A 15,502-nucleotide genomic window follows, 5' to 3' on the forward strand; every position below is an offset into this window, starting at 1 on the left:
GTCGCTGTTCAATTGTTTTCATTGTTCATTTCTCTCATTATCAAACAGACAAATTAAGCCAAGTCGCTGCCGTTGCTTGCGATCATTTTTTTGTACCAGTGGAATGACTTTTTAGGAATACGATTTAACGTACCATTGCCTAGGTTGTCTCTGTCCACGTAGATAAACCCATAGCGCTTGCTCATCTCTCCGGTCGACGCCGCAACAAGATCGATACAACCCCAAGGTGTGTAACCCATCAATGGTACACCGTCTTCCATTGCTTCATGCATCGCAACAATGTGCTGACGAAGGTAATCAATGCGGTAATCATCGTTCACTTCTCCATTGTCATCCAAGGTATCACGAGCACCTAAGCCATTTTCTACCAAGAAAAGTGGTTTCTGGTAACGGTCATAGAGTGTGTTCATCGTAATTCGAAGACCTGTAGGGTCAATGACCCAGCCCCAATCACTTGCTGGAAGATGAGGGTTTTTGATGGACTTAACGACGTTCGCTGCACTCGTATTTCCTGCATTCATATCAGCGGAAGCACAGCGTGAAGCGTAATAACTGAAAGAAATGAAATCGACAGTATTTTTCAGAATCTCGAAATCTTCTTCTTGTGTTTCAAGCACCACACCTTTGTTATCAAACACTTTTTGAGCATAAGATGGGTAGTAACCACGCGATTGAACATCGATAAAGAACAGGTTCTCGCGGTCTTTTTCCATAGCCATCAGCACATCTTCTGGCTTACATGAATATGGATAGAAGTTACCGCCCGCCAGCATACAACCCACTTGGTTTTGCTCATCAACTTCATGGGCAATCTTGGTTACCAAAGCGCTTGCTACTAGCTCATGGTGAGCTGCTTGGTACTTCACTTGATCGTGATTTTCGCCTTCCTGAAACAACAATCCAGCACCAGAAAACGGGCTCGCTAGTAAAATATTGATTTCGTTGAAAGTTAACCAGTATTTCACCAAGCCTTTGTAGTTTTCGAAACAGGTTCTCGCGTAACGGCTAAAGAACTCAATCATCTTACGATTACGCCACGAACCATACTCGTTGACCAAGTGCATAGGCACATCGAAATGGCACAAGGTAACGAGCGGCTCAATACCGTATTTCTTACACTCTTCAAAAACATCACGGTAAAAATCTAAGCCAGCTTGGTTCGGCTCTAGCTCGTCACCTTTTGGAAAGATTCGGCTCCAAGCGATGGATACGCGGAAGACTTTAAATCCCATCTCTGCCAGCAAGGCGATGTCTTCTTTGTAACGGTGATAAAAGTCTATCGCGTTATGGCTTGGGTAGAACTCGTCTTCGCTGAGCGTCACCTTATCAACCTGACCAAGCTTAATTGGCATGCGGTTCTCACCATAAGGGATCATATCTACGGTTGTTAGGCCTTTACCACCCGCTAAGTGAGCGCCTTCAGACTGGTTTGCAGCAATAGCGCCGCCCCATAAGAAATCTTCGGGAAATTGAATGTTTGACATCGAATACCTCGGAAACAATAAAAGTCACCTTACGCTGAAGTAAGGTGACTGAATAAATTAATCAATTCTAATTAAGACGCGGACACTACTGTCGGCTTGTCTTCTGCCTTACCAGCTTCTTTGTTTGCTGACTCTGAAGTTGCTTTCTCATCGGCATCATCTTCTGGAACATCTTCAAAGCCTAAAACTAGGGTTAGAACAAATGACAGAACAATAGACAATGCGATCAGACCGAACACCCAAACGATACTCATTGGGTCATTCACATCGAAGAACTGCACACTCGTAAACAAGCTTGGTGCTGCCATCGAGTGACTCGCAAGGCCACCCATGCCCGCTAATGCACCTACGATAAAACCAGTAATCATTGTTGCGATAAGTGGACGTTTCAGACGAACAAGCACGCCGTACAATGCAGGCTCAGAGATACCGGCGAAGATAGCTGAAGCACCTGCGGCTAATGATGTCTGCTTTAGTGCGCTGTTTTTGGTTTTGTAAGCAACAGCCAGACACGCACCACCCATACCGAGGTTGGCACCGATTTCTGAAGGCATAACCATACCTTCACGACCCGTCTCAGCAATGGTTTGAATAATCGTTGGAGTAAATACACGGTGCATACCAGTAAGAACAAGTAGAGGCCACAGTGCGCCCATGATAGCAACCGACAACCAACCTAATGTGTCATGAATTGTGTAAACAAGCGCTGAAAGTGCAGTACCAACCCAAATACCAAATGGACCGATAAGTACGATAGCAACCGGAGCTGCAATCAATACGATAAGCATAGGTTTCAGGAAGTTTTTAGTCACAGCAGGGGTAATGCTATCTACCCAACGTTCTATGTAAGAAAGAGCCCAAGTCATCACAAGTACAGGAATAACCGTGTAGGTGTATTTCACTGACGTGATTGGGATACCGAAGAAATCAACGTGCTTGCCTTCTGCTGCTTGCGCCATCAATTCCATAAAGTTCGGGTGGATTAAGACACCGGCAATCGCAATGGAAAGAGACATATTGGTCTTGAATTTGATCGATGCGGAAGCGGCAACCATAACCGGTAGGAAGAAGAAGGCGCCATCGCCAATCGCTTTCAAGATAATCAAGGTAGGTGCATTTGGCTCAACCCAGCCCAGCATCTCAAGTACCATGGCGAGCAGTTTGACCATTGAAGCGCCAATGATTGCTGGGATAAGAGGCGACATGGTACCAACCAGTGCGTCCAACATTTTCGCACCAATTGACTTAGCCGTTAGCTTCTCTTTTTTAGCAGGAACCTCTGACTCAGATACAGTGGATAGCTCACAAAGCGCCATCACTTCTTTGTATGCATACGATACCTCGTTACCAATGATAACTTGTACTTTGTCTCCATTATCAACAACACCCATCACACCTTTCAGTGCTTTTAGCTTGTTAATATCGACGCCATCTTGGCTGTGTAAAACGAATCGTAGTCGAGTCATACAGTGTGTTAGGGCAGCCACATTTGTCTTGCCCCCAAGATGCTCAACAACAGATTTCGCAATTGCGCGGTAATCGTTGGCCATTTTATCCCCCAAAGATCTCTTTCCAGTGATTTTTAAACGCGAATATAGTGAGATGTGACTAATTTTCCGTCAGTAGGATGCAAAAACAATCACAATTGTTGTGAATTGTTGTTTTGTGTCCTTCATCACACTTCCTTAAGTTACCGGTAACATGTTACCGGTAACGCTTATAAGATAAAGCCATATTTACAAGCGATGTTCAAAATTGAGATCACGCGCAAATTTGTTAAGAGGATTGAGTTATGGCTGGTAGTAGTGTCATCGTCATGGGTGTCAGTGCTTGTGGGAAAAGCACGATAGGCGAGCAGTTGGCAAAAAAACTTGGGCGTAAGTTCATTGATGGTGACGACCTTCATCCTCGAGCAAACATTCAAAAAATGGCGTCAGGCCAACCTCTTAATGATGATGATCGCATTCCATGGCTGGAACGCGTTCGTGATGCAGCGTACAGCCTAGAAAGTAAAAATGAGCACGGCATTATTGTGTGTTCTGCGTTGAAGAAGAAGTACCGCGACCAAATTCGCGAAGGGAACAAAAACCTCACCTTTCTCTTTTTAGATGGCAACATTGACCTGATCTTGCATCGAATGCGTCAGCGCCAAGGCCACTTCATGAAAGAGAACATGATTAAAAGCCAGTTCGAAACATTAGAAAGACCCGATCACGAGCCAGATACGGTTGTCATCAGCATTGATGGCGATATTGATGACGTTGTGGACTGTGCTGCGATTGTGCTTTCAATGACTGATGAGGCAGAAACAGCATGACCCTTCCAACCATCCAAGCGGTGACTCAACGATTAATTGAACGAAGCAAAGAGACTCATGAAGCGTTTCTAAACCGAACCCAACACCAAGCCTCTGCTGGCAAAGGTGGTAAAGGGCTTTCTTGCGGCAACTTGGCTCATGCTGTCGCAGCTTCTTGCTCCGATGAGAAACGCTCGATTCTTGATCTCACTAAATCCAATGTGGCGTTAATCAGCTCTTACAACGATATGTTAAGCGCTCACCAGCCGTATCAACACTATCCAGATCAGATCAAAAAGGCGTTAGCTAAGTTCGGCCACACCTCTCAAGTAGCGGGCTGTGTTCCCGCGATGTGCGATGGGGTAACTCAAGGCCAACCAGGCATGGATATGTCTTTGTTTTCAAGGGACTTGATTGCTCAATCGACCGCTCTTTCACTGAGTCACAACGTGTTTGATTCAACCCTATTACTTGGTATTTGCGACAAGATAGCTCCAGGACAACTGATGGGCGCGCTCTCTTTTGCACATCTACCCACCGCTTTTGTTCCGGCGGGCTTGATGGCAACGGGCATCAGCAATGATGAGAAAGTACATATTCGCCAAGAATACTCGGCTGGTAAGGTAGGAAAAAGTGCCTTACTGGATATGGAGTGCAACGCTTATCACTCAGCGGGCACCTGCACTTTTTACGGCACAGCCAATACCAATCAGCTGGTATTTGAAGCGATGGGGCTGATGCTTCCGGGCTCAGCGTTTATTCACCCTGACTCTGAATTGCGCGCATCACTCACTCAGCATGCCGCCATTGAAATTGCTTCAATGACACCACAAGCCGCAAACTTCCGCCCACTTTCTGAAGTCTTTACCGCTAAAAGCTTAATCAATGGCATTGTTGCCCTACTCGCATCAGGTGGCAGTACCAACCACAGCATTCACATGGTCGCGGTAGCACGCGCAGCAGGATTTATTCTGACTTGGCAAGACATCAGCGATCTATCCGATGTGGTGCCTTTACTTGCTCGAGTTTATCCCAACGGCCCAGCAGATATGAATGCGTTCCAAGCGGCAGGAGGAGTTCCCGCGCTGTTACGCCGTTTAGATCAAGCCAACTTACTGCACCGAGATGTCACACCTACCTTTGGCTCGTTTGAAGATCAAATGAGTATTCCAGAGCTTGAAAATGGAAAGCTAACGTGGAAAAAATGCAAACAGTCGGCAGATGCAGAGGTAATTGCAGGCCAAGAACAGGTATTCCAAAGCACAGGCGGAACGCGAGTCCTTTCAGGGAACCTTGGCAACGCAGTGATTAAGGTGTCAGCGGTTGCAGAAGAGCAACGTGTAATAGAAGCACCTGCGGTAGTTTTTGATTGCCAACATAAGGTAGAAGCTGCGTATCAACGAGGTGAGCTCAACAAAGATTGCATTGTTGTGGTAATAAACAATGGCCCAGCTGCGAACGGTATGCCTGAACTGCACAAGCTTATGCCGATTCTAGGTAATGTTCAGAAACAAGGGTTTAAAGTGGCTCTGGTTACTGATGGGCGCCTTTCTGGAGCCTCAGGAAAGATCCCATCCGCGATTCATGTCTCACCAGAGGCCATTCGAGGAGGAACTATTGGGCTTGTTCGCGAAGGCGATATCCTGCGCTTAGATTGCGCGAGTGGCGAACTCAATAACCTCAACGACATGCAGTCTCGCCAAGCGAAGGTGTTTGAGGTAGACGCTAACCAGCAAACCATGGGGCGCAACCTATTTAGCGTGATGCGCCAAAGCGTTTCGAGTGCAGAACAAGGGGCGAGTTTTATCGTCTAACTGTGTCATCGCTTAAATGTAAAAGCAAAAGGGGCATCATTTCGATGCCCCTTTCCGTTTCCACCATACTTGGTTAAACGCTTTCGCCATCCGTGATGCGATAGCCCATATCCACTACCGTTTCCGTGACTGGCTCACCTTTCAATCGGGCAAGCAGTAGCTCGGCACTTTTCTTACCTATTTCATAACGTGGCGTATCCACGCTAGTCAGTTTTGGGCGTATGGTTTGACCGATATCTAACGCGTTATAGCCCACCACAGATAGCTGTTGCGGCACTTGGATTCCACGTTGCTGGGCAATGAGCAAGGTACCTATCGCGATGTCATCATTGGTGCAGAACACGCCATCTAGATCTGGGTAATCCGCAAGAGCGCGATCAAGCAGATCTTCAGCCAAAGAGAAGTTAGAGTGCTGTTCAGTCAACACGTGTTTAGGCTCTAATCCAGCCTCATACATCGCTTTGTCATAGCCTTGCAAACGCAACTTGGTTCGCGCATCCAATCGAGCGCCAAAGTAAGCAATAGAGCGTTTACCAGCTTCAATCATTCGCTTCACGACATGGTAAGAAGCATCAATATGGTCCAAGCCAACAACCATATCGATCGGATTGGTTGGGAGTTCCATCGTTTCAACAACAGAAACACCTGAATTCTTGATCATCTGTAACGTGCGGGGGGTGTGGTGGCTTTCCGTCAATATCAACCCATCAACTTGATACGAAAGCAGCGAAGCAATCTTTTCCTCTTCTTCCACAGCATCATAGCTAAAGTGAGCAAGCAACGTCTCGTAGCCATTCTCTTTAGTAACCGTTTCGATACCTTGAACAAACGCGGCAAAGATTTGGTTTGATAACGAAGGGAGCAAGATACCGATCGCTTTACTCGACGATTTAGAGAGCATAGCTGGCGCTTTGTTTTCGATGTATCCCATCTCTTCAATAACCGCTGCAATTTTAACGCGAGTTTTGGCTGCGACTGAATCGGGATTGCGCATGTAACGAGAGACGGTCATCTTTGTGACCCCCACTTTGTCTGCAACATCTTGAAGTGTGGTTCGAGTTTTCTTCTGCTGTTCTGTCATAACTATTTGAACTCTTTATTATGTTACAAGTAACATTATAAAGTTCTCACCGCCTCAAGTTCAACCCATTCGTTCTCATCGACACATAGTATTGAAATCGTTCTACCATCGGCAAATTAGTTTGGCGTTAACGAAAGGTTGGTATCACGCATGCTTGATGAAAGCTTGGCTTAACTGCTGAAAGAGTGAGTCTACGTTGGGTAGAGTTGTCAGATGTTCGGACAACGGAGTATGAACTTGCGCGTCCACCACGGTTGGATTGCCACAAACTTGATTATAAAAATTTACGGGTGCAACGATGTTCTCTAGGTCGACATCCAACAAGATACAAGCTTGCGAAAGTACAATTTGGCCGCCCCCTTGTTTAAGCAAAACACGCTGCGCAGTGCCCACTATTTTTTGTTTGTTGATATTGAGATTGTAATCACCATCGCAATAAGAACCGGGAGTCGCGTGTACATCCACATCGATACCCAGTTCTTTAAAAAACAGGGTTAAGATATTGCACAGATGTAGATACGCTTTTTGGATGTTGTAGGCTTCATCACGAGGCCAATGGTAAATGTGCGATAAGTTAATGATCCCCGGCAGTTGGGGAACGGGAGCGCCGCCTGTTTTACGTGAGGTGAGTTGCCAACCTTGTGCCGCGAGTTGTTTTCTAGACTCGACCGTCACTGGCCACTTTTTACCTGCGGGCAAAACAAGTGTCGGCGCTTTTGCTTGCCACAACATTAAGGCTTGCCCAATCTCACCCGCCTGAATTTGCTGCAATAATTCAGCTTCTTTTTCAAACGCACGATTAACATCAATGTGCGGGTAACGTACGAGTTTATTCGTTAACTTCAATGCACTTTCCTCTACAGATAGTGGTGACCTACCATTTAACGTTCTGCAATGGTTGATGAGATATGGGACTATGTGCGATGAAACATAGCACCAAAAGTTAGTTATTGGCGCCATAGTAGCTTGTCAGTTGCCCATCTCAAAGGTGAGTGCTAACATTTGTACACACCAATAAAGGAATAGATCATGGACACTAGAATTCAATTTCGTGTTGATGAAGAAACAAAACGCCTAGCTCAACAGATGGCTGAGAGCCAAGGTCGCACACTGAGTGGTGCTTGCCGTGAGCTTACTGAGCAACTCGCTGAGCAACAAAGACAGACATTATCTCACGATGCATGGCTAACTGAACAAGTAAACCTAGCATTTGAGAAGTTTGACTCAGGAGAATCCGTTTTCGTTGAACACCAAACTGCTAAATCTCGAATGGAAGAACGCAAAGCCAGAATACGTAATCGAGGTAAGCAATGATTTTATGGGAAGAAGAATCACTCAATGATCGTGAAAGGATCTTTGAGTTTATCTATGACTTCAACCCTGATGCGGCAGAAAACGCTGACAACCTCATTGAAACAAAAGTAGAAAACTTGCTTGAGCAGCCTCTAATGGGTGTACAGAGAGACGGCATTCGTGGGCAATTACTTATAATTCCTGAGATTTCAATGATCGTCCCCTATTGGATCGAAGGCGACATTATCCGAATTATGCGCGTACTCCACCAGAAACAAAAGTTCCCAATGGATTGATTACTTCCTCTGGGCAACTAGCCCAATTAAGGGGTGAACAACGCCTCCACCCAACCTAAAGCATTGTGCCATAAACACTTAACTTGAAGTAGGAGCAAAAGTGCCAAGCGTTGGGAATCCCTCTTAAATTGCTTGTTATAACACAATTGCTACACGTCACTTTCCGTTAGTATCTGACGACAATTTCGTACTGTAAGGACGCGAATTTCATGGCTGAGGCTATATATGATTCGATAGTGACCAAACAAAATTTCACGGTAATTGGTATGAGGCAGCTCAGGAACCACTCGCCCCATGTCAGGCATACTTGAGAGTAAATCAGTTTTATCAAAAACCTCATTAACCCAGTTTTCTGCCGCCACTGGATTATCCAGTGAAATAAACTCGGCTGCATCACCTAACTTTTGTAATGCTAGTGGTGACCAGACTACTTTCATTTCTTAATGCGCCCCAGCACTTGAGCACGAGCGTCTTCATTGGAAACACCTAAACCTGAAGCTAATTGTGCTTCAGCAGTACGCATTTCTTCCAGTAACTCGATCTTCTCTTGCATTGCTTCATATTCTGCAACATCAAGGACAACTGCAACACCCTTACCACGTTGTGTGATAACTAGTGGTCTGCGAGTTTCGTTAATCTGTTTAATAAATGACGTCACGCCAGCACGAAATTCAGACAAAGGCTGAATATCTTGATCAAAATGGATGCGGCTCATGTTGAACTCCCTATGGTACAATTTAATGTACAAATAATAGTTCAAATAGCAATTTTGAGCAATAGCCTGATTTTGTGTTATAACGAATGACATGGATTCCCCCTACCGAGGATCTGCCACACTTATGTGGTACTTAAATGCATCGGAGGCACCATGTCTGATTATTCTTATTTCTGCGGTATCGACCTAGCTAAAAACCACTTCAGTCTTCATGCCGTAGACCAAAATGGTAAGGTCATACTTCATAAGTCAGCAACTCGCTCTAAACTACTGACTACAATAGCAAATATGCCACTCATGCGTATAGGCGTTGAAGCGTGTGGTGGTGCACATTATTGGGCAAGAACACTCAATAAACTTGGGCACGACGCCCGCATTATGGCCGTTAAATACGTGGTTCCTTATCGAACTAAAGGAAAGAACGACCTTAATGATGCTGTTGCCATATGCGAAGCTGTTCAGCGTCCATCAACTCGCTTTGTGCCCGTAAAATCCCCCGAGCAACAAGCCATCTTATCGGTACATAGAATGAGAGAGCATTGGGTTCGTGAACGCACCGCGCTTATGAATCGCATGCGCGCCCTACTCTCTGAGTTCGGGTTAATCATTCCTGTTGGCCGCTCTTCATTAATGAAACACGTTCCCTTAATGCTTGAAGATGCAGAAAATGAACTGCCACATCTCGCAAGAACGGTGATTGCCGATGCTTATCACCACCTTGGAGAGTTGAATCAACGTATCGCCGATACTGAACAAGTCTTCGACTCTTTTGCTAAGGTCAGCGCTAATGTTCAACGAGTGATGAAGGTTCGTGGCATTGGACCGCAAACCGCTACTGCGATACTTGCTTCGATAGGCAATGGTTCTCAATTTGATAAAAGCCGTGATTTCTCTGCTTGGCTAGGACTCGTACCAAAGCAATATTCGACGGGAGGAAAGCCTCGCTTAGGTCGGATAACCAAACACGGCGACAAATACTTGCGAACACTATTAGTTCACGGGGCAAGGACCGTGATTGCCAACCTTGGCGACAAGCAAGATAAGCTAAGTCAGTGGTGTCGCGGCGTTCTAGAACGAAGAGGAATGAACCGAGCAATAGTGGCACTGGCCGCGAAGAACGCACGAATTATATGGTCGCTTTTACACAATCAAACCGAATATGAAAACTATGCTGCTTAAGTAGAAACCTAAGCAGCATAGAGAGTTAAACCCACCGGGTCATTGCAGACGCTAATGATGGAGATAGGTTAAGACCACTTGCGGAGAGCCTGTTAATGCGGCGGACACACTAGATGTCATCTAACGAATAAGGCACCGCAGTCGCGCAAAGTCATCAGAGCCACGACGTATGCGAATCGTCGATAAGTAGGCCGAATGTAGAGCGGCAGTCCAAAACCCATCAACATAAGTTTAGCGGATGTTTGACAACCGGGGGAATCCATGTAGCCGCGTTAAGTGGTGAGCAACGCCAACCACCCTACCTAAACCATTGTGACATAGACACTTAGCTCAAAGTAAGCCGAAAATGCCAAGCGTTGGGAATCCGTCTTAAACGCTTTGTTAACTGGCGATCTCAAAACTCGATATTTTCTAGTTTTTTGTTCAGCATTTTCATGCCTAACTGCTTGGAAACATCGATGATGGCAGAGAACCCTTCCCCTTTAAATTTCTCTATAATGACATCGAGAATTCTCGGTTCTTCAAGCGATGACAAGAACTCAATACCAGAGCTTGTTAGTCTAATTGGTGGGCATACCAACATAAATTTCATTGGAGCTTGTGGCGATGAAACCAAGCCACTACTCTTGAGATCATAAATTGGACTTTTGTTGGTCGACACAAGCCCATTTTCTACGATCAAATGCCAATGAAATATAAACTCTCTATCTGAGCCATCGTCTACATCAAGGTATTTCATGTACAGCTTTTTTGAATCTGCATAAGGTTCTTGAGCATCTTTAATTTCGCTTAAAACTTGCTTAATGTATGCGTAATCTATGTCCACTTTTTTACTCCGAATTAGATTTGACCACTAGCCAGTTAACGAATGATATGGACTCCCTCTACCTGACACTCTGCGTGCCATACTTACTTAGTACACGCTGAAGAACTGGAGGTTACTATGTCCACCATTCAAACTATTGGCGTTGACCTCGCCAAGAATGTATTCAGTATTCACGGCGTTGATGCATATGGCAAGTGCGTCCTACGCAAAACTGTCAAAAGAAACAAACTCTTAGACACATTCGCGAAGTTACCTCCCTGCCTCATCGGTATGGAGGCGTGCTCTGGTGCACACCACTGGGCGAGAGAGCTACTGAAACTAGGTCATAACCCGAAAATTATGGCGTCCAAATTCGTTATTCCATATCGACAAAATGAGAAGAACGATGCCAATGACGCAGAGGCCATCTGTGAAGCGGTATCTAGACCCAAAACACGATTTGTCTCTATAAAAAGTGAAGAGCAACAAGCTGTGCTTTGCCTGCACCGTATTCGACAGGGGCTAATTAAAACAAGAACGGCGACTATTAACCAGCTCAGAGGTTTGCTTTCCGAATTTGGTATTGTGATGCCTCAGGGGCGCTACTCGGCTCAAAACACTATTGGTAGTGTCCTTGAAGATGCAGAAAATGGTTTGCCTATACTCGCTCGAGAGCTACTTCAAGATCTATCGAACAAGATTCAACACCTTAACCTAGAAGTATTGCACTATGATCGTAGAGTCTCTGCTTTAGTTCGTGAGATGGCTTCAGCCAAAGCCCTCATGGATATTCCAGGTGTCGGTGAACACACAGTGCAAGTGCCATTGTCGCAACCGTCAATGACGCCAAACAATTTGGCTCTAGCCGCCAATTTGCCGCTTGGATAGGGTTGGTTCCAAGACAATACTCAACAGGTGGTCATGTTCATCTTGGTCGCATCAGCAAAAGAGGCGAAAAACACATTCGCACTCTACTTATTCATGGCGCAAGAGCCGTTATTGCACGATGTAAAGAGAAAACCGATCGCAACAGTATTTGGTTAAATCAACTCGTTGAACGACGAGGTTATAAACGAGCAGCTGTCGCCCTAGCAGCAAAAAATGCTCGTATAATATGGGCATTATTAACAACAGGAAAAGAGTACAAGATTAACTATGTAAACGGTTAACACTCACCGAGTCAAAGCAATAGCAAATGATGACAATACGACCAGACCGAGATGCCTAAACCTGTTTAATTGGGAAGTAATAAATACTGTTTAACGAATGAGGCTGGCATCAAGCGAATATCATCAAGGTGACGGAACGATTCCGATTAAACACCGAATGTAGAGCTGCTGTCCGATCCACTGTTGTCAGCGGGAGCTATTGTTGACAAAAGAGGGAGTCCATGTAGCCCAATTAAGGTGTGAAGCACGCGACCACGACACTCAATTTAACCACCTTAATCACTGAACTAAGCCCAAACTGAAAATGCCAAGCGTGCTGAATCACTCTTAAATTGTTTGTTATGCCACTATTGACCCCAAATATTTTCAGTTCTATTACGAAGCGTGTTTCGAATTTGGACCATATCCCTACTGGTATGGTATCGAACAAACATATCTTTACCTGATGCCCATGCTGCAAAATCGTCTACTAACGCTTGACTTTTTTCTGATAGCCCGTCACCTCCTATGATTAGAAACCCATCAACCTCTGAGGGCGTATAGCAATTCTCATATTGATATCGTAACTTTTGAATAAGATCATTGACTTCTATAGGAGGAAGGTTGCCTGAATAATGTTTTTCTTGTGTTAAAACTTTAGATCTAGCCATTATTTTCATCCTCATTTTCAGTATTAGTTGATGGGCTTGGTTTACTTTCTTCTACCAATTTGTCCCAGTAATCAATAAAGCTCTCACCTGATTTGACTGATGCTACAATATCTACACCACTATCAGGTTGGTAAGTGGTTTTATCTTTTAGAGGTTCGATTTTTCCACCAGTATCTTGTTGTATTAGCGATAATACTTCTGAAGTTAAGCCTTCTAATATTGCACCTTTTCCCATACCCCACCTATGCCACAATAAATTTGACAGTAGTCTCTTTACTAGCGCTAGCTCGGTAATAGGCTAGAGAAAGCTGATATATTTTGTTAAGTAAAACTAGATTTAGAGCTTGAGATTTAAGACGTTCAGCTCTTTTTAAACCATCAATAGTTGAATACAAAAAATCTTCACTAGAAGATACCTCAGTTAATTTATCACTTAATTTATCTATATCTATTTCTCGATACGTATACTCATCTTCCTCATCAAAGACTATAAACTCTTCAATAAAGTCTGAACTTACTAGATCGTTCAGAAATTCATTAACGTACACCCTTTCAGATAAAGCTGTATAATTTGCATCTAACTTCCCACCTGTAGAGTTAAAACCTGCGATCAACAGACACATACTCATCCTATAAATCTCCTATTAGTTTTTTTCTCAACACGCTTTTTAATTCTGCTATAGTTTTACATTGTTCAACTTCTGATTCAGACAAAGCTATAGAGTTAGCTTTATACAGTTCCTCTTTTGAACGGTAATAACCAAGAACCTCGGCACTAGATACATCCACACTTTCAATAAATGAAAACCTTCTTAGTAATGCCTTATCTATACTATCCAAATAGTTAGTTACTGCAATTAACATTATTTTATCAGAGTATTTAAGCGAACTAAAAAAATCCATAATGGACAACAACGACCTTTTTAACTCGGATAGCTCAACTTTTGAGTCACGATCAACTACAAACCTATCAAATTCATCTAATAAAACTAGAACCCCAGTATCACTCTTACTTCTTATGTCATTGAACACAGAATCAAAATTTTTAAGAGTATCGCCCAAACCAGAAGTGATTATTGATGCAACATCAATACGATAAGGTGATACGCCATAGTCCTTTTCAACTAACTTAATTACTTCATATGCTAGTGTAGTTTTCCCTGTACCCGTTTTTCCGTGAAGTAGAAAAGTTCCTGTGACATCAAGTTCACGTAATAGCTCATCATTAAGCAGCTCTTCACCGAAGACAATATCCGAAACTCGTTTAAATTTACAAAATAACTCTCTCTTTCCAAAAAGAGCTGGCGCTTCCTTTACCTCATTTTCGCTAATCTCTACTAACACCTATGCCCCCTCTGAAGTTATCAATAAAAGTTAAATGTTGTAATGTGGCATAACGCCAAATTAAGATGTGAACAACACAAACACCTTACCTAAAGCATTGTGCCATAAACACTAAACTTGCTTGAAGTGAAAGCGCCGAGCGTTGTGAATCACTCTTAAATTTATTGTTGAACGAAGCCGCTACGCGGCAGAGTAAAACGAGTGCAAACCATACTCTTGTAACACCATCACCCTGATGGTCGTTCACAGGAGTAACCCCATGAAACCCGATGACTTAAAACGCTACAACACCCTTTATGAACAACACCTTACCAACCTAGAGCTGCAAGGTAAACGACCCGCGACCATTGATGCCTATTCCCGTGCGGTTCGTCGGGTCACCGCTCATTTCGACCGAGCCCCTGATACATTAACGACCTCTGACCTCAAACAGTTCTTCGCGTCTCTTATTCAAACCCATTCGTGGAGCACCATAAAACTCGATCGTAATGGCTTGCAGTTTTTCTATCGCTACACGCTCGATAAACAGTGGGAATGGCTCAATATCGTCAAGCCGCCACAAGTAAAACGACTGCCCGACATACTGACACCACAACAAGTCAGCTCGCTGATTAGCCACACTCGACAGACACGTTATCAAGTGTTTTTTCTTACTCTGTACAGCATGGGGTTGCGCCTTGGTGAAGGACTGAACCTCACGGTTCACGATATCGACAGCCAAACCATGCGTGTCCACATACGGGAAGGAAAAGGCGGAAAAGACCGAATGGTGCCGCTTCCGCTGCGAACGCTTAAAGCTCTTCGCGTGCATTGGCTTACCCATAAGCACCCTTACTACTTATTCCCTGGCCTTGGTACATGTCGCGACACCCCTATGGATCGTGGCGGTATTCAAAAAACCATGAAACTTGTACTCAAAGAGTGCGGAATCCAAAAACACGCCAGCCCCCACTCACTTAGACATTGCTTCGCGACGCACTTACTTGAGCAAGGGTTAGACCTGCGTTCACTGCAAACGCTACTGGGTCATGCAAGCCTTAATACCACGGCTCGTTACACCCGAATGACTACGCTAAAACAACGCGATGCTGCGATGGCCATCAATCATTTAACTGATGCTCTAGAATTAACGTGGAGCATTACATGAGTACCTTTATTGAACTGCTTCGCCAACATCACTCTGCGCTTAAACGTCACGATTATGCGCAGATGAATGGCGATATGCATCGAGCCATTGGGGCGATGCTCCGTTGTAAAACAGAACGACAAGGTCGCTCACAATGGTTCTGCAGTCACTGTCATCACAATGACCGATTACCGCTTTCTTGTGGTCATCGTCATTGCCCTCAGTGCCAACAACGCACCACCGCTGATTG

The 15,502-nt window shown here is 44.5% G+C and carries 18 protein-coding genes and 1 pseudogene; 8 read left to right on the top strand and 11 right to left on the bottom strand.

What is annotated here, in order from left to right:
- Positions 1-53 precede the first annotated feature (53 nt).
- Together ascB and ascF are read right to left on the bottom strand one after the other, a co-directional pair.
- The gene (gene ascB / locus AB4329_RS15390) at positions 54-1,484 is read right to left on the bottom strand and encodes a 6-phospho-beta-glucosidase (protein ID WP_372138681.1); all 1,431 of its coding nucleotides are present in this window, start codon (positions 1,482-1,484) and stop codon (positions 54-56) included.
- Positions 1,485-1,555: 71 nt separating this feature from the next.
- Positions 1,556-3,034 (bottom strand): PTS cellobiose/arbutin/salicin transporter subunit IIBC, encoded by a 1,479-nt coding sequence (gene ascF, locus AB4329_RS15395; RefSeq protein ID WP_017064040.1) that lies wholly within the window; start codon positions 3,032-3,034, stop codon positions 1,556-1,558.
- 242 nt (positions 3,035-3,276) lie between these two features.
- Here ascF and AB4329_RS15400 point away from each other — a divergent pair, with 242 nt between their 5' ends.
- Together AB4329_RS15400 and edd are read left to right on the top strand one after the other, a co-directional pair.
- Positions 3,277-3,801, top strand: coding sequence for a gluconokinase (locus AB4329_RS15400; protein ID WP_017059452.1), 525 nt, complete (start codon positions 3,277-3,279; stop codon positions 3,799-3,801).
- A complete protein-coding gene (gene edd / locus AB4329_RS15405; protein ID WP_372138683.1) occupies positions 3,798-5,594 on the top strand; it encodes a phosphogluconate dehydratase in 1,797 nt (598 codons plus the stop codon). Before AB4329_RS15400 ends, edd begins: the two co-directional genes overlap by 4 nt.
- 73 nt (positions 5,595-5,667) lie before the next feature.
- Here the strand turns inward: edd and AB4329_RS15410 are convergent, their stop codons facing one another.
- Together AB4329_RS15410 and AB4329_RS15415 are read right to left on the bottom strand one after the other, a co-directional pair.
- Positions 5,668-6,675, bottom strand: coding sequence for a LacI family DNA-binding transcriptional regulator (locus tag AB4329_RS15410; RefSeq protein ID WP_017059450.1), 1,008 nt, complete (start codon positions 6,673-6,675; stop codon positions 5,668-5,670).
- A gap of 144 nt (positions 6,676-6,819) precedes the next feature.
- Positions 6,820-7,521, bottom strand: a complete 702-nt coding sequence (locus tag AB4329_RS15415; RefSeq protein WP_372138684.1) for a biotin/lipoate A/B protein ligase family protein — start codon at positions 7,519-7,521, stop codon at positions 6,820-6,822.
- Between the two features lie 183 nt (positions 7,522-7,704).
- Here AB4329_RS15415 and AB4329_RS15420 point away from each other — a divergent pair, with 183 nt between their 5' ends.
- Positions 7,705-7,989 (top strand): hypothetical protein, encoded by a 285-nt coding sequence (locus AB4329_RS15420; RefSeq protein ID WP_017059448.1) that lies wholly within the window; start codon positions 7,705-7,707, stop codon positions 7,987-7,989.
- The gene (locus tag AB4329_RS15425; protein WP_372082899.1) at positions 7,986-8,264 is read left to right on the top strand and encodes a type II toxin-antitoxin system RelE/ParE family toxin; all 279 of its coding nucleotides are present in this window, start codon (positions 7,986-7,988) and stop codon (positions 8,262-8,264) included. The genes AB4329_RS15420 and AB4329_RS15425 overlap by 4 nt, the downstream gene beginning before the upstream one ends.
- 149 nt (positions 8,265-8,413) lie before the next feature.
- On the opposite strand, the gene AB4329_RS15430 is transcribed toward AB4329_RS15425, so the two are convergent.
- Both AB4329_RS15430 and AB4329_RS15435 read right to left on the bottom strand, forming a co-directional pair.
- Positions 8,414-8,701 carry a type II toxin-antitoxin system RelE/ParE family toxin gene (locus tag AB4329_RS15430; RefSeq protein ID WP_372138685.1) on the bottom strand — a complete coding sequence of 96 codons (288 nt, stop codon included), beginning with the start codon at positions 8,699-8,701 and terminating at the stop codon, positions 8,414-8,416.
- On the bottom strand, positions 8,698-8,979 hold the full coding sequence (locus AB4329_RS15435) for a type II toxin-antitoxin system Phd/YefM family antitoxin (protein WP_011080399.1): 282 nt from the start codon (positions 8,977-8,979) through the stop codon (positions 8,698-8,700). Before AB4329_RS15435 ends, AB4329_RS15430 begins: the two co-directional genes overlap by 4 nt.
- Before the next feature lie 153 nt (positions 8,980-9,132).
- Between AB4329_RS15435 and AB4329_RS15440 the strand changes: the two genes are divergently transcribed.
- A complete protein-coding gene (locus AB4329_RS15440) occupies positions 9,133-10,158 on the top strand; it encodes an IS110-like element ISVisp6 family transposase (protein ID WP_372138687.1) in 1,026 nt (341 codons plus the stop codon).
- Positions 10,159-10,552: 394 nt separating this feature from the next.
- On the opposite strand, the gene AB4329_RS15445 is transcribed toward AB4329_RS15440, so the two are convergent.
- Positions 10,553-10,984 carry a DUF2513 domain-containing protein gene (locus tag AB4329_RS15445; protein ID WP_225470100.1) on the bottom strand — a complete coding sequence of 144 codons (432 nt, stop codon included), beginning with the start codon at positions 10,982-10,984 and terminating at the stop codon, positions 10,553-10,555.
- 117 nt (positions 10,985-11,101) lie between these two features.
- On the opposite strand from AB4329_RS15445, the pseudogene AB4329_RS15450 reads away from it, so the two are divergent.
- Positions 11,102-12,132: pseudogene (locus tag AB4329_RS15450) on the top strand (IS110 family transposase).
- Positions 12,133-12,479: 347 nt separating this feature from the next.
- On the opposite strand, the gene AB4329_RS15455 reads toward AB4329_RS15450, so the two are convergent.
- The 4 genes from AB4329_RS15455 to AB4329_RS15470 are packed head-to-tail and all read right to left on the bottom strand — an operon-like array spanning position 12,480 to position 14,126.
- Positions 12,480-12,782, bottom strand: coding sequence for a hypothetical protein (locus tag AB4329_RS15455; protein WP_372138689.1), 303 nt, complete (start codon positions 12,780-12,782; stop codon positions 12,480-12,482).
- Positions 12,775-13,017: a hypothetical protein gene (locus AB4329_RS15460; protein ID WP_372138690.1), complete on the bottom strand. Its 243-nt coding sequence runs from the start codon at positions 13,015-13,017 to the stop codon at positions 12,775-12,777. The genes AB4329_RS15455 and AB4329_RS15460 overlap by 8 nt, the downstream gene beginning before the upstream one ends.
- 7 nt (positions 13,018-13,024) lie before the next feature.
- Positions 13,025-13,411 (bottom strand): hypothetical protein, encoded by a 387-nt coding sequence (locus tag AB4329_RS15465; RefSeq protein ID WP_372138692.1) that lies wholly within the window; start codon positions 13,409-13,411, stop codon positions 13,025-13,027.
- Between the two features lies 1 nt (position 13,412).
- Positions 13,413-14,126, bottom strand: a complete 714-nt coding sequence (locus AB4329_RS15470; protein ID WP_372138693.1) for an ATP-binding protein — start codon at positions 14,124-14,126, stop codon at positions 13,413-13,415.
- 259 nt (positions 14,127-14,385) lie between these two features.
- On the opposite strand from AB4329_RS15470, the gene AB4329_RS15475 reads away from it, so the two are divergent.
- Together AB4329_RS15475 and AB4329_RS15480 are read left to right on the top strand one after the other, a co-directional pair.
- Positions 14,386-15,273 (top strand): tyrosine-type recombinase/integrase, encoded by an 888-nt coding sequence (locus AB4329_RS15475; RefSeq protein WP_372138695.1) that lies wholly within the window; start codon positions 14,386-14,388, stop codon positions 15,271-15,273.
- Positions 15,270-15,502, top strand: a 233-nt coding sequence (locus AB4329_RS15480; RefSeq protein WP_372138696.1) for a transposase zinc-binding domain-containing protein, incomplete at its 3' end; no start/stop codon positions are given. The genes AB4329_RS15475 and AB4329_RS15480, both read left to right, overlap by 4 nt.

Origin of the sequence: Vibrio sp. 10N.261.54.A5 (genome assembly GCF_041471145.1) — a bacterium.
Lineage (GTDB): Bacteria > Pseudomonadota > Gammaproteobacteria > Enterobacterales > Vibrionaceae > Vibrio > Vibrio crassostreae_C.

Bases quoted from the DNA above. Each gene is read 5' to 3' on its own strand.
- AB4329_RS15465 (WP_372138692.1), bottom strand. From the start codon at position 13,411: ATGAGTATGTGTCTGTTGATCGCAGGTTTTAACTCTACAGGTGGGAAG.
- AB4329_RS15410 (WP_017059450.1), bottom strand. From the start codon at position 6,675: ATGACAGAACAGCAGAAGAAAACTCGAACCACACTTCAAGATGTTGCA.
- AB4329_RS15460 (WP_372138690.1), bottom strand. From the start codon at position 13,017: ATGGGAAAAGGTGCAATATTAGAAGGCTTAACTTCAGAAGTATTATCG.
- AB4329_RS15400 (WP_017059452.1), top strand. From the start codon at position 3,277: ATGGCTGGTAGTAGTGTCATCGTCATGGGTGTCAGTGCTTGTGGGAAA.
- AB4329_RS15455 (WP_372138689.1), bottom strand. From the start codon at position 12,782: ATGGCTAGATCTAAAGTTTTAACACAAGAAAAACATTATTCAGGCAAC.
- AB4329_RS15435 (WP_011080399.1), bottom strand. From the start codon at position 8,979: ATGAGCCGCATCCATTTTGATCAAGATATTCAGCCTTTGTCTGAATTT.
- AB4329_RS15420 (WP_017059448.1), top strand. From the start codon at position 7,705: ATGGACACTAGAATTCAATTTCGTGTTGATGAAGAAACAAAACGCCTA.
- AB4329_RS15425 (WP_372082899.1), top strand. From the start codon at position 7,986: ATGATTTTATGGGAAGAAGAATCACTCAATGATCGTGAAAGGATCTTT.
- AB4329_RS15475 (WP_372138695.1), top strand. From the start codon at position 14,386: ATGAAACCCGATGACTTAAAACGCTACAACACCCTTTATGAACAACAC.
- edd (WP_372138683.1), top strand. From the start codon at position 3,798: ATGACCCTTCCAACCATCCAAGCGGTGACTCAACGATTAATTGAACGA.
- AB4329_RS15440 (WP_372138687.1), top strand. From the start codon at position 9,133: ATGTCTGATTATTCTTATTTCTGCGGTATCGACCTAGCTAAAAACCAC.
- AB4329_RS15430 (WP_372138685.1), bottom strand. From the start codon at position 8,701: ATGAAAGTAGTCTGGTCACCACTAGCATTACAAAAGTTAGGTGATGCA.
- ascF (WP_017064040.1), bottom strand. From the start codon at position 3,034: ATGGCCAACGATTACCGCGCAATTGCGAAATCTGTTGTTGAGCATCTT.
- ascB (WP_372138681.1), bottom strand. From the start codon at position 1,484: ATGTCAAACATTCAATTTCCCGAAGATTTCTTATGGGGCGGCGCTATT.